We start from the raw sequence: 13567 nt of genomic DNA on the forward strand, positions 1-13567 counted from the left end.
GGTTACAAAGTAGAACCTAGCTTTTGTGACGCTTTCTTTGATGTCCATTGCATTTTTTCTTGATAAAAAATAAAAATCTATGTTTCCCACCCATCGTCCCCGTCGTTTACGTACCCATCCCCAACTACGTCGCATGGTACGTGAAACCGTTTTAACAACCAATGATTTAATTTATCCTTTGTTTGCTGTTCCCGGTGAAAGAATTGCTAATGAAGTAAAATCTATGGCCGGGGTTTATCAACTTTCCATAGATAAAATTGTTGAAGAAGCAAAAGAAGTTTATGACTTAGGAATTCCGGCAATTATCTTATTTGGAATTCCTGAAAATAAAGACATAGATGCGACCGGTGCTTGGCATGATTGTGGTATTGTTCAAAAAGCAACAGCAGCAGTTAAAAAAGCTGTTCCTAATTTAATTGTTATCAATGACACTTGTTTATGTGAATATACAAGTCATGGACATTGTGGTTATTTACAAACTGGTGATTTAACTGGTAGAGTTTTAAATGATCCAACTTTGGAATTATTGAAAAAAACCGCTGTTGCTCAAGCACAAGCTGGCGCAGACATCATAGCACCTTCAGGAATGATGGATGGTTTTGTTCAGGCTATTCGTGCAGGTTTGGATGAAGCTGGTTTTCAAGACATTCCTATCATGTCCTATGCGGCAAAATATGCTTCTGCCTATTATGGACCCTTCCGGGATGCAGCGGACTCTACACCACAATTTGGTGATAGACGCACTTACCAAATGGACCCTGGTAATTCCCGTGAAGCAATCAAGGAAATTGAGTTGGATATTGCCGAAGGTGCTGATATGCTAATGGTAAAACCAGCTTTGGCATATATGGATATTATTTGGCAGGTGAAACAAGCTAGTAATTTACCTGTGGCCGCTTATAATGTTTCTGGTGAGTATTCTATGGTAAAAGCTGCCGCTGCAAACGGTTGGATAGATGAGGAGCGTGTGGTGATGGAAACTTTGACAGGCTTTAAAAGGGCTGGTGCTGATTTGATTTTAACTTATCACGCTAAAGATGCGGCTCGGTGGTTGTAGTAGATTAGATGCAGCTTCTCTTACGCCGCAGTGTATTAGACATCTCCAAAAATGAATGTAGAGACGTTCCGTGGAACGTCTTTACAAGGGTATTAAAAACGCATATTTAATTTAAATTTCTACCTTGTTACTTGTACCCTTTCACCTTGTATACTGACTGCTGATTTCTGTTTTTGAAAACTACCATAATTTTGAAACAATACAAAAGTTGCTACAGCTATTAAAAAATAACCAAAATACTTTTGTAATTTTTTACCATCAATAAACTGAGATAAATAACTACCTAAAAAACTACCTAAACTAGCAGCTAGAATAAAACTTCCTACTAATTGCCAATCTAAATTAACTTGTCCTAAATATCCTAAAAATCCCGCTAAAGCATTAACAACTAGAATTAATAAAGAAGTTCCAATTGCTTCTTTCATCGGTGTTTTACCCAAAATAACCAAAGCGGGAACAATAGCAAAACCACCACCAACTCCTACCAAACCCGTTAATATTCCTACCCCAAAACCTTCAGATAATAACCACAACCAACAATATTTACAAACAGGTGGTTGATAGACTTCTGAATTGGGATTTTCTGGGTTATTTTCTGAAGATGCGTTCGCAGTTTGTTTAAAACTCCGTTTAATCATTAAAATCGCTGCTAACAACATCATAATTGCAAATAGCAGCATTTGTATATTAGCAGTAATCAATGGTAAACCTGCAACTTTTGCACCAAAAAAAGCGCCCATCATCGTTGCAGAACCAAAAATTATTGCCTTTTTAAAATTAATATTACCCTTTTTCCAATGAGGGATTAAACCAATTAAACTCACAGTTCCGACAATTACCAAAGTCATAGCAATAGCAGACTTAGTAGGTACTCCCATCACATAAACTAAAATTGGTAATGCTAAAACCGAACCACCACCACCAATTAAACCCAAACTAATACCAATTCCAACTGCTAATATATGTCCTAATATCCACACGTCGCTTTACTCCGAATTCAAAAGTCAAAATTCAAAGGTCAAAATTCAAAATTAAATGTGTAGGTTGGGTTAAGCAATAGCACAACCCAACAAAACAGCTTAAACAAAATAGCTTATTTGTTATAAGGTAATTTAGCTAATAACATAGCCATTGCACAGGTATTAGTTACCCCTGCAAAAACTAAACCAGCACCAACAAAACCACTTAAAATCAAAAACCAAGGAGAGACAAAAGCACCTAAAACAGTTCCCGTAAACACCAGAAAACCTGCAACTATTTGTACCTGTCTCATCAAACTAATAGGAGCATTTTTATTAACTTTAGTGGGATATCCTGACTGTTTCCAAGCTGTAATTCCTCCCTGCAACTGACTAAACTCTGTAAACCCAGATTGAATTAATTTTTGTGCTGCTTGATTTGATCTATTTCCCGCATGACAATAAAGAACAATCTGTTTACTATCAATTAAAGAAACCTGTTCTAGTTGAAAATTAGAAAGTGGTAAAACTTGAGAACCAGGAATATGTTCACCTGTATATTCTGAAATTTCTCGCACATCTATTAATTGCACCTTACCTTGTTCATGTAATTCTTTAACTGTTGCTGCATTTAAGAATTGCAATTGTTTTTCTGCTGATGTAGTCATTTACTAAAATCTCCTTTAACTTATTGTGAAATTAACCCAAAATCTTCTATAACTTCTCTTTTTCTGCGCTCTCTGCGCCTCTGCGTGACATATTCCAGAAAACATGAAATTAGACTAGAACAGCATTTCCACAACGTTCATTTGCTGGCACTGCTGCCATCATTTTTTGGGGATTTAGTAAATTTAACCCATTCATTAATTGAATAAAACCCTCCCGATTATGTCCTGAAAATCGAGGATTATATTTCCTTTCTTCCCCAATAGTAGAAACTGTAAAACCTTGATAATCATGTCCTGGATAAACTAAAGTTTCATCAGGGAGAGAAAATAACTTTTGTGTAACTACATCAAACAAAGTTCCTGGATTTCCACCTTGGAAATCAGTTCTTCCACAACCACGAATTAATAAAGAATCTCCAGTTAATAATCTTTCTTTATTAATTAAATATGCTAAATGACTATCTGTATGTCCAGGAGTAGCGATCGCTTTAATTGCAATCGAGTCTAGTTGCACAATTTCCCCATCTCTCATCTGCTGATCTGCACAACTGGCTGGTGCATTTTCCGGTACAATCCCTAAACACCCAGTTAGTTGACGCAATTTACCTGTACCTGTGATATGATCTGCATGAATATGGGTTTCTAAGCAGTAACGTAGTGTCAAACCTAATTCTTGAATTAGTTGTATATCTCTTTCTGTCTTCTCCAGTACGGGATCTACTAACACTGCTGCTTTTGTCTGAACATCAGCGATTAAGTAAGTATATGTACTAGATTCTTGATCAAAAAGTTGTCTGAACAACATATCTTTCCCTTGATTTCTTATTTTCTCACTATATTAGTATATAGTAGAATAGTCAATAAAAAGGTCAAATATTTTTGGTATTTTTATGAAAGAAGTATTACCAGGCGCTATTAATCAAGTTGCAGAATATTTTAAAGTGCTTTCTGAAGTTAGTCGGTTGCAGGTGTTGTGTTGCTTAAAAACTGGTGCAAAGAACGTAACCCAGATTATAGCGGAGACTGGACTAGGACAAGCTAACGTATCAAAACATTTAAAGATTTTGACTCAAGCGGGTATCGTCAAAAGAACACCAGAAGGAGTCAGTGTTATTTATGAAATTGTCGATCCGATATTATTTCAATTGTGTGATTTAGTGTGCGATCGCTTGCAAGTGAGATTAGAAGAACAAACAAAGCAGTTAGGACAATTAAAATTATGAGGTGACAGGTGACAGGTGACAGGTGACAGTTTTTACCGTTTCCTGTTCCCTGTTCCCTGTTCCCTTTAATTAACTAAACTGTTCTTCTGCTTCTAAATTAAATAACATTTGCAGAGTTTGCATACAATTACGTCTAGCTTCTACATCCTGTTGCGCCCGTAATTGTACCATTGGATCATGTAAAATTTTATTGACAATTCCCCTAGTGAGAGCCTCAATTACTTCTTGGTGTTTTTCTCCGAACTCTGAACCTAAACGGGATAGAGCTTTTTGTAGTTCTTGTTCGCGGATACTTTCCACCTTATTTCTTAAAGAACTAATAGTAGAAACAGTCTCCAAACTGCGCCACCAGATATCAAAAGCATCTACCTCTTCATCGAGGATTTTTTCAGCTTCTTGAGCCATTTTGCGGCGACTTTCGTAATTTTGGGCCACAACAGCCTTTAAATCATCTACATTAAAGGCTTGGACATTTGCTAAATCATTGACATCTGCATCTACATTTCTGGGTACAGAAATATCAAATAACATTAACGAATGCTGGGGATCTAAAGCCATTTCTAACTTCGCTCGGTCTAAAATTGGTTCAGTAGAAGAAGTGCTAGTAAATACTAAATCACTATGAGAGACCACAGACATCATATCTGGTACAAGATGGATCTGAATAGGTACATCAGAGAACTGTTTAGCTAATTCTTCTGCACGGGGAAGGGAACGGTTAACAATGCTAATTTGAGTTGCACCTTTAGAAATCAGGTGTTGTACAAGTAACCGGGACATTTTCCCTGCACCGATAATAGCCACACGATAGGGAGCTAAATTTTCTACTTTGATCTGTGCTAATTCCACAGCAGCGGAACTAATAGAAACAGCACCAGTACCTATACTTGTTTCTGTTCTTACTCTTTTACCTGCGGTTAATGCCTGTTTAAATAAGCGATTTAAAATTGTTTTTATACCATTAAATTGTTGTCCCAGTTTGTGAGTATTTTTCACCTGAGCCAAAATTTGACCTTCACCCAGAACCAGACTATCCAGACCAGCAGCAACCCGCATAATGTGCATAATTGAGTCAGTGTGCATCAACATAAATAAGTGTTGACGTAAAACCGTGATAGGCAACTTGCTATGTTCTGCCAGGAATTGGGTAATTTCTTGAATACCTTGAGTTATGTCATTACTAACAATATAGATTTCTAACCGGTTACAGGTGCTGAGGATAGCAACCTCATCAATGTGAGGATAGCCAAGGAGATGAGCGATCGCACCTTCGGTTTGAGGTTCAGGGATACTTAATTTTTCTCTTACTTCTACAGGGGCTGTTTTATGGCTTAACCCCACCACTGCAATATTCATCTTTATTTCTTAATTTCTTAAATTGGTAATTTGCTGATGGGTAATGGGTAATTGGTAATGGGTAATTGGTAAAAGAAAAAATGTGTTGCAATCACCTTTTCCCCAGTCACCAGTCACCAGTCACCAATCCCCAATCACCAAAGATTAGTGCAATTGCACAACTTTGGGTTGTTCATTCATGTGAATGGTATCTACAAAGCGAGCAGTCTTAGACTGAGTAGAAATAACCAAGCTTTGAGTTCTAGCACCACCATGGAAGAAGCGTACACCTTGCATCAAATTACCACTGGTAATACCACAAGCTGCAAAGAGAACAGTTTCACCAGATGCCAATTCATGAGCATCATAAACCTTATCAGGATCAGTGATATTCATGGATTTCAGACGGTCAATATTGGCTTCTTTGCTCTCACCGATCAAACCTGTTTTCACGATTGCTGGATCGTAAATTAACTGACCTTGGAAGTGACCACCAAAAGCTCGCATAGCTGCTGCGGAAATTACACCTTCAGGTGCAGCACCAATACCCATGAGTGCATGAATGTTAGTACCAGCAAAACCACAAGATACAGCCGCACCTACGTCACCATCAGAAATCAATTGTACTCTTGCACCAGCTTCACGAATTTCTTTGATTAAATCGTTGTGGCGTTCCCGTTTCATGACAACAATTACAAGCTCTTCAATAGAGCGATCTAAACACTCAGACAGAATCTTGAGGTTTTCTGTAGCTGATTTGTTGATATCAACCTTACCTTTAGCTGCTGGAGGTGCTGCTAACTTCTTCATGTAGAAGTCAGGAGCAGCAAATAGACCACCTTTTTCAGAAATTGCCAAAACAGCCATTGAACCGGGTTGTCCGTAAGCTACCAGGTTTGTACCTTCGCAGGGGTCAACAGCGATGTCAATTTCGATTAATTCATCGGGACTACATTGTAGTTTTCCTTCAGGATTAGCACAGATGCCTACTTCTTCACCGATGTAGAGCATGGGAGCGTCATCCCGTTCACCCTCACCAATGACGATGCGACCGCGCATATGGATTTTGTTCATCCGTTCGCGCATAGCTTCCACTGCTACTTGGTCAGCAATGTTTTTTTCGCCTTTACCCATCCATTTTGCAGAGGCGATCGCTGCTTGCTCTACTACCTCAATAATTTCTAAACCAAGTGTATTTTCCACAGGACTACCCTCTTAATTGCTGATCTTAGCGACGTTTTTATCTGGCCATTTCAGTCTTTCAGTCTACCAAAGTACGGATACATATAGAAAAAAGTTAAGTTTTACTGCCGTCTATGATCTGAAGTGGTCAAAATGACAGAAAATGTCTATCTATTTTTGCTTAATGTAATGTCGGCAGGCTAAAACCCAGCCACTGAATAAAAACGAAACAAATACTAGAATAGATATGAATGAGAATTGTTTGTCAAACCTACATCACCAATAACTTATGTTTAACTTCCTTAACCCCCTTTTAGGTCGTCATCCAGAACGTATCAAGGCTAATGTGGAGATATACACTTGGCAAACTTGTCCCTATTGCATCCGCGCCAAGATGCTTTTATGGTGGAAGGGTGTAAAATTCAACGAGTATAAAATTGACGGTGACGAAGCTGCCAGGGCAACTATGGCAGAACGCGCTAATGGTCGTCGTAGTGTGCCTCAAATTTTTATCAACAATCAACACATTGGCGGTTGTGATGACTTGTATGCTTTGGATACAAAAGCTCAACTAGATTCGTTGTTAGTTCAGGAGTAAGCAGGTAGAAGTCAGCAAATTCTACTGATCACTTATCGCTTGCTTTCTCTGACTAGAGGTAAAAATCCCATGTCTAGGACTAAACAGCAACGCTAAAATAAATAAACCCGACACTACTAATACAATTGCCGGGCCAGAAGGTAAATTGTAAAAGTAACTGAGATACATTCCGCTAATACTAGAAAATACCCCAATTATTGCCCCTAAAATCATTACTTGATATAACCGTTTTACCAGTAAATAAGCAGTTGCTCCAGGGGTAATTAAAAGTGATAATACTAAAATCACTCCCACTGCTTTCATGCTGGCGACAATGGTTAAGGAAATTAATAACATTAACCCAAAATTTAAGCTATTTACTGGTAAACCTGCGGCTTTTGCACCTAATGGATCAAAGGTGTAAAATAACAGTTCTTTATATAGTAAAAACACAATTATTAAAACTATGGCGGCAATGATAGCTGTGTCTCTCACTTCGTCAACAGTTACACCGAGAATGTTACCAAATAAAAAATGATTGAGGTCTATTTTATTACTTTTTTGCACAATGGTAATGAGGGTAATTCCCAAGGCAAAAAAGGCTGAAAAGACAATTCCCATGGCCGCATCTTCTTTAATGGGAGAACGGGTTTGAATAAATGCTATGGCTATGGTACTCAAAATACCAGCAATAAATGCCCCGACAAAAATATTAGCACCGATCATGAAGGCGATCGCTAGTCCTGGTAATACAGAATGGCTAATGGCATCACCCAGTAATGCTAGGCGTTGTACCATTAAATAACTGCCAACTACGGCACACAATAAACCTACTAATATGGCAATTATTAATGAACGCTGCATGAACCCATATTGTAATGGTTCAATGAGTTGATAAAGCATAAGTTGGTAATTGGTGATTGGTGATTGGTGATAGTAAAAAACTTATCAATGACTAAGCTGCAAAATACATTACTTTTCCCCCATAAGCCAGATTGAGATTTTTTTCTGTTAGGACTTGTTGACGAGAACCTGTTGCTATTAAGTCACGATTGAGTAAAATTAAATCATCAAAATGGGTGATTGATTCCCCTAAATCATGGTTCACTACTAAGACAATTTTTTGTGCTGCTGCTAGTTCTTGGAAAACTTCGAAAACTACGCTTTGGGTTTTTTGATCTATCCCCACAAAGGGTTCGTCAAAACAAAAAATATCTGCTTGTTGGGTTAATGCACGGGCTAAAAATACTCTCTGTTGTTGGCCTCCTGATAATTCTCCGATGGTGCGATCGCTATATTCTCTCATTCCTACCCGTTCTAAGGCCTCTTTGGCTATTTGGCGGCTAACTGTAGAAAAACTCCGCAACCAACCTGTTTTTTTGATTCTTCCCATCATCACTACATCCCACACCGTAGCTGGGTAGTTCCAGTCAATTTGGTTTCTTTGTGGTACATAAGCAACTTTGTCTAATTGCTGCATTAATGGTTTGTTTTTGTATAAAACATTGCCATGACTCATGGGAACTAATCCCAAAATTGCTTTCATTAAGGTACTTTTACCCGCCCCATTCGGTCCAAATATTCCTGTCAGTTTTCCTGGTTTAACGATGCAGTTCACATCCCTTAGTGCTTCCTGTGTCCGGTAATGTACTCCGAGATGAGAAATATTTATAGACTCTGGGAAATTCATATTAATAGATTTTATTGCTGGTACTGGTCTTGTCTGTGTTTGTCTCCGTAATGGATTAAATTTTTGGTAAAAAGAAATATTTTCCATAACCGTAGTTAAATTATTCACTACTTTGAGCTTACTATAAAAATGAGAGAAATATGAAAAATTGTATAATTAAAAATCATCTCTCACATAATTAAATCTCATAACTAGGATCAGGGATATTACTGAAATGAATAAAACCAAAATTTCCCGGTTGTGTCTGGGTATATTTTTACCTTTAGCTTTATTTGGCTGTTCTGCTGCTGAGTCTCAGTTACAGGAAGATGATAAACCGCAGGTTGTTGCAACTAGCACGATCATTGCGGACTTAACAGCAGAAATTGCCCAAGAGGAAATTAAATTAACTGGAATTCTTCAACCTGGTGCAGATCCTCATGTTTATGAACCTGTCCCCGCAGATAGTCGAGTTTTGGAAACCGCAGATTTAATTTTGTACAACGGTTATAACTTAGAACCAGGACTGATTAAGTTAATGAATGCGGCAGGAGGTAAAGTCAAAAAGGTAGCCGTGGGGGAAGTTGTCCAACCTTTAAAATTAGAAAAAAGCAAAGGGGAAATTGTCCCAGATCCTCATGTTTGGGGAAGTGTAGAAAACGTTATAGCTATGGTTAAGGCAATTACACAGGCATTAATTGAGTTATCACCGGCAGACAAGGATAAATTTACTGAAAATGCCGCCCAACTTACCAAGGAATTACAAAAATTACATACGTGGATTCAACAACAAATTCAAACCATCCCCGCAGATAAACGGAAACTGATTACTACCCATGATGCCTTTCAATATTATGCTAATACATACCAGATGGAAATTGCGGGAACTTTAATAGGTATTAGCACGGAAGAACAACCAAGCGCCCAAACAGTTAAAAACCTGGTGGATGCAATTAAAAAAATGGGTGTACCGGCGATTTTTGCCGAAACAACAATCAATCCTGCTTTAATTAAAACTGTAGCTGAAGAGGCAGGGGTTAAACTCTCACCAACTCCTCTTTACTCTGATTCCATTGGTGCAAAAGGAAGTAGTGGAGATACTTACATCAAAATGATGGAAGCAAATACCCGCGCTATTGTGGAAGCTTTAGGGGGAAAATATACCCCTTTTCAACCATAGTAGTTAGGGCTTACTGGTAGCGTAGTGTAAGCCCTACTTATTGATTACTTTACACTTCCTTAAAGTATTTTTTCAAACTAAAAGACCCTAAGTGATTAAGCTTAGGTGATAGACGTAATTATTGCTGTATATATTTTTTAGCTTTATGTTTTTTACAAATGTCAAATGTAATCAGTATTTTTAAGTACGTATTAATACTGTATTTTTAAAGATTCAATGATTTTTTATTTGACTTTTCAGTAAAAATCCTTAATAATGATTCTCGTACAAATTCAAGATGAAAATCATTAACTTAGACATTAGAGTTATGCTCATACAAAAAAATTCATCTAAAATATGTAAGCCAATTCCCATCAATACAAAAAATAGGGTTAAACATTTATTATGTCTGCGCCAAACTTTTTTATTTCTATTTATCTTTAGTCTACCCTTTAATACCTACGGAATATTGAAGGTAATATCACTTGTATCTAATTCTTCTTCTATATCTATTTATCCTGCTAAAATCAACGAAGAAACTTCCTATCATCCCACATCTATTCCTTGGATTGACAATTCATCATCATGTGAGAAATCTGGTAGAGTATGGGAAAATGAGCAGTGTTGGGATGGTGAACACAGCGCATTATTTTAAACATGATTTTAAATAGTAATTAAGATAGGTCACAAAACCCAAATTTCCGATATAAATAGATATGTAATCTATTATTGCTTTCACCTTGTCTCAACCGAACACAGTCCGTAACCAGCAAGAAACCCATCTCAATCGCGCCCGTGCTAGTCTTAGACAGGCAATATCTTGGTATGGATATCTCCGCAAGTCAGGACAGCTATCCGCAAAACCAGAATTAGCAAGTTTAGTTAAACCCGAAATAGAAGTTTTAACCAATACCCTCAGCAAACTAGATGGAAATGTCGTCAGAATAGCGGCTTTTGGTTTGGTAAGTCGTGGTAAGTCTGCGGTGTTGAATTCTTTGTTAGGGGAAAAAATACTGCAAACAGGACCTTTGAATGGTGTGACGCAATGGCCGCGATCGCTACGTTGGAAACCAGGCGGAAAAGTTGTAGTGGAATTAATTGATACCCCCGGCTTAGATGAAATTGAGGGAGAAACTAGAGCGGAAATGGCGCGAGATGTCGCACAACAGGCAGATTTAATTTTATTTGTGGTTTCTGGAGATATTACTAGAACTGAATATCAAGCATTTCTAGAGTTACGTAAATCTCAAAAACCATTGATTTTAGTATTTAATAAAATTGACTTATATCCAGATACAGATAGAACCAAAATTTATCAGAATTTGCAAAGGCTAAGTCTAGGAAATACCCAAGGTGTATTTAATAAACAAGATATTTTACCTGATGAAATTGTCATGGTTGCAGCTGAACCTGCACCGATGGAAGTGAGGATAGAATATCCTGATGGGAAGGTAAGTTATGAGTGGGAAACACCACCGCCCCAAGTAGAAGAATTAAAACAAACTATTTTAAATATTTTAAATCGAGAAGGGCGATCATTACTAGCTTTAAATGCCCTAGTGCAAGCGCGAGATGTAGAAAAAGTAATTGCCGAAAAAACCCTTAATTTCCGTCAAAAAGAAGCAGAAGATATTATTTGGAAATTTGCCAGATATAAAGCTCTCGCTATTGCTTTAAATCCCATCGCTTTTTTAGATATAATCGGTGGTTTGGTTACAGATTTGGCTTTAATTCGTTCTTTGGCTAAATTGTATTCTTTACCAATGACAAGTTATGAAGCTACCAATTTATTAAAAACAATTCTATTCAGTTCTGGTGGTTTATTATTAGGAGAATTAGGCAGCAGTTTTGTACTAGGATTAGGTAAAAGTGCAGCAGCGATCGCCAGTGGTGAAAATCCCTTAAATATTACTACCTTTGGTTTTAGTGCGATCGCCCAAGCAGGCATAGCTGGGTATGGTGCTTACACCGTCGGTAAAGCAGCCCAAATTTATTTAGAAAAAGGCTGTACCTGGGGGCAATTAGGAGCAAGTACCGTCATTCAAGAGATATTATCTCAAGTTGATAAAAACACCATTTTATATAGGTTAAGAGAAGATTTATAAGGTTAAGTAGAGGTTAAGAGATAAATATGCAATCCTCATAATTTAGTATAATTTAGTTAAACCCGCACAGCAGTCAGAGTTTTTGATAAATCGGTAGATTTCAAATTAGGATTTTTGACACAAGCTTAAAAAATCCGATAGATGACAACTTGTTGATTTTACATTGATTTTAGATTTGGATAGGCTTACAAAGACGATAAAAAAGACTACCATATCCTTTAGCTGCAAAAGCTAAATAGAAATCATAGTTAATTCATGAAACCTAAATTCTGTAGGGGTGTATAGTATGGCAAAAGTATTAATAATTGGTGCAGGTGGAGTAGGTAACGTAGTTGTCAAAAAATGCGCTCAAGAAAAAGCAGTATTTACAGATATACTCTTAGCCAGCAGAACCAAAGAAAAATGTGATGCGATCGCCAAAGATATCAACCATCCTAGCATTACCACAGCCAAAGTAGACGCAGATCAATCCAGCGAAGTAGCAGCATTAATCAAAGACTTTCAACCAGACATAGTAATTAACGTCGCGCTACCATACCAAGACCTAGCCATCATGGATGCGTGCTTAGAAACCGGAGTCAACTACCTAGACACCGCCAACTACGAACCCCCAGAAGAAGCCAAATTTGAATACAAATGGCAATGGGCGTATCAACAGCGTTATCAAGAAGCCGGTATCATGGCCGTACTCGGATGTGGATTTGACCCCGGAGTCACAGGAGTATTTACTGCCCATGCACTCAAACATCACTTTGACGAAATCCACTATCTAGACATCGTAGACTGTAACGCCGGTAGTCATGGCCATCCCTTCGCCACCAACTTCAACCCAGAAATCAACATCAGAGAAATCACCCAAAAAGGTAAATACTACGAGAATAACCAATGGGTAGAAATTGATCCCTTCTCCATCCACCGTAGCGTTGACTACCCAGAAATCGGACTAAAAGATTCCTACGTTTTATATCACGAAGAACTAGAATCTTTAGTTAAAAACATACCTACCATCAAACGCGCCCGTTTTTGGATGACCTTCTCCCAGGAATATCTTACCCACTTGAGAGTATTACAAAATGTCGGTTTAACCAGCATTGAACCCATCGAATACGAAGGAAAACAAATAGTCCCCTTAAACTTCCTCAAAGCAGTTTTACCCATACCTTCTTCTTTAGGTGAAAACTACCAAGGGCAAACATCCATCGGTTGTCATATTCGCGGACTCAAAGACGGTAAACAAAGAACCTTCTACATTTACAACAACTGCGACCATGCAGAATCTTACAAAGAAGTTGGCGCCCAGGCAATTTCCTACACCACAGGAGTACCAGCCATGCTAGGTGCATTACTGATGGTGACAGGAGAATGGCAAGGAAAAGGAGTCTTCAACGTTGAACAACTTAACCCAGATCCCTTTTTAGAGAAACTCGGAAAATACGGACTACCCTGGCATCAACTCATAGACGAAACACCCATATTTGAATAGAAAATAAAAAATCAGAGCGTGATTCCAGATCCCCGACTTCTTAATTAATCATCTCTAGATACATAGATACGTAGGGTGCGTTAGCGATAGCGTAACGCACCATTATTAAGAGCTTAGTGCGTTACTGTCACCTGATACCTGTCACCTGAC

General features: G+C 38.0%; 14 protein-coding genes. 7 read left to right on the forward strand and 7 right to left on the reverse strand.

The window, feature by feature from the left end; translation table 11 throughout:
• Positions 1 to 79: 79 nt before the first annotated feature.
• Positions 80 to 1057 (forward strand): porphobilinogen synthase, encoded by a 978-nt coding sequence (gene hemB / locus WJM97_RS11405; protein WP_353928927.1) that lies wholly within the window; start codon positions 80 to 82, stop codon positions 1055 to 1057.
• A gap of 119 nt (positions 1058 to 1176) precedes the next feature.
• Here hemB and WJM97_RS11410 read toward each other — a convergent pair whose 3' ends face one another.
• The 3 genes from WJM97_RS11410 to WJM97_RS11420 form a co-directional block, all read right to left on the reverse strand.
• The gene (locus WJM97_RS11410) at positions 1177 to 2037 is read right to left on the reverse strand and encodes a sulfite exporter TauE/SafE family protein (protein ID WP_353928928.1); all 861 of its coding nucleotides are present in this window, start codon (positions 2035 to 2037) and stop codon (positions 1177 to 1179) included.
• Positions 2038 to 2150: 113 nt separating this feature from the next.
• Positions 2151 to 2684 carry a rhodanese-like domain-containing protein gene (locus tag WJM97_RS11415; protein WP_353928929.1) on the reverse strand — a complete coding sequence of 178 codons (534 nt, stop codon included), beginning with the start codon at positions 2682 to 2684 and terminating at the stop codon, positions 2151 to 2153.
• A 109-nt stretch (positions 2685 to 2793) separates the two neighbouring features.
• Positions 2794 to 3489, reverse strand: coding sequence for an MBL fold metallo-hydrolase (locus WJM97_RS11420; protein WP_353928930.1), 696 nt, complete (start codon positions 3487 to 3489; stop codon positions 2794 to 2796).
• Positions 3490 to 3574: 85 nt separating this feature from the next.
• Between WJM97_RS11420 and WJM97_RS11425 the strand changes: the two genes are divergently transcribed.
• Positions 3575 to 3907 (forward strand): metalloregulator ArsR/SmtB family transcription factor, encoded by a 333-nt coding sequence (locus WJM97_RS11425; RefSeq protein WP_353928931.1) that lies wholly within the window; start codon positions 3575 to 3577, stop codon positions 3905 to 3907.
• A 69-nt stretch (positions 3908 to 3976) separates the two neighbouring features.
• Here WJM97_RS11425 and WJM97_RS11430 read toward each other — a convergent pair whose 3' ends face one another.
• Both WJM97_RS11430 and glpX read right to left on the reverse strand, forming a co-directional pair.
• Complete coding sequence (locus WJM97_RS11430; protein ID WP_353928932.1) at positions 3977 to 5263, reverse strand: glutamyl-tRNA reductase; 1287 nt, start codon at positions 5261 to 5263, stop codon at positions 3977 to 3979.
• A gap of 144 nt (positions 5264 to 5407) precedes the next feature.
• A complete protein-coding gene (gene glpX / locus WJM97_RS11435) occupies positions 5408 to 6445 on the reverse strand; it encodes a class II fructose-bisphosphatase (RefSeq protein WP_353928933.1) in 1038 nt (345 codons plus the stop codon).
• Between the two features lie 268 nt (positions 6446 to 6713).
• Here glpX and grxC point away from each other — a divergent pair, with 268 nt between their 5' ends.
• Positions 6714 to 7022 (forward strand): glutaredoxin 3, encoded by a 309-nt coding sequence (gene grxC, locus WJM97_RS11440; RefSeq protein WP_353928934.1) that lies wholly within the window; start codon positions 6714 to 6716, stop codon positions 7020 to 7022.
• 21 nt (positions 7023 to 7043) lie between these two features.
• On the opposite strand, the gene WJM97_RS11445 is transcribed toward grxC, so the two are convergent.
• Both WJM97_RS11445 and WJM97_RS11450 read right to left on the reverse strand, forming a co-directional pair.
• The gene (locus WJM97_RS11445) at positions 7044 to 7904 is read right to left on the reverse strand and encodes a metal ABC transporter permease (protein ID WP_353928935.1); all 861 of its coding nucleotides are present in this window, start codon (positions 7902 to 7904) and stop codon (positions 7044 to 7046) included.
• 52 nt (positions 7905 to 7956) lie between these two features.
• Entirely contained in the window at positions 7957 to 8778 is an 822-nt protein-coding gene (locus WJM97_RS11450) for a metal ABC transporter ATP-binding protein (protein WP_353928936.1), read from the reverse strand.
• Positions 8779 to 8905: 127 nt separating this feature from the next.
• On the opposite strand from WJM97_RS11450, the gene WJM97_RS11455 reads away from it, so the two are divergent.
• The 4 genes from WJM97_RS11455 (at position 8906) to WJM97_RS11470 (ending at position 13417) form a co-directional block, all read left to right on the forward strand.
• Positions 8906 to 9850, forward strand: coding sequence for a metal ABC transporter substrate-binding protein (locus WJM97_RS11455; RefSeq protein ID WP_353928937.1), 945 nt, complete (start codon positions 8906 to 8908; stop codon positions 9848 to 9850).
• A 307-nt stretch (positions 9851 to 10157) separates the two neighbouring features.
• On the forward strand, positions 10158 to 10484 hold the full coding sequence (locus WJM97_RS11460) for a hypothetical protein (RefSeq protein WP_353928938.1): 327 nt from the start codon (positions 10158 to 10160) through the stop codon (positions 10482 to 10484).
• A gap of 85 nt (positions 10485 to 10569) precedes the next feature.
• Positions 10570 to 11934, forward strand: coding sequence for a GTP-binding protein (locus WJM97_RS11465; protein ID WP_353928939.1), 1365 nt, complete (start codon positions 10570 to 10572; stop codon positions 11932 to 11934).
• Positions 11935 to 12220: 286 nt separating this feature from the next.
• Positions 12221 to 13417 (forward strand): saccharopine dehydrogenase family protein, encoded by a 1197-nt coding sequence (locus WJM97_RS11470; RefSeq protein WP_353928940.1) that lies wholly within the window; start codon positions 12221 to 12223, stop codon positions 13415 to 13417.
• Positions 13418 to 13567: the final 150 nt, after the last annotated feature.

The organism is Okeanomitos corallinicola TIOX110, from assembly GCF_038050375.1.
GTDB classification, from domain to species: domain Bacteria; phylum Cyanobacteriota; class Cyanobacteriia; order Cyanobacteriales; family Nostocaceae; genus Okeanomitos; species Okeanomitos corallinicola.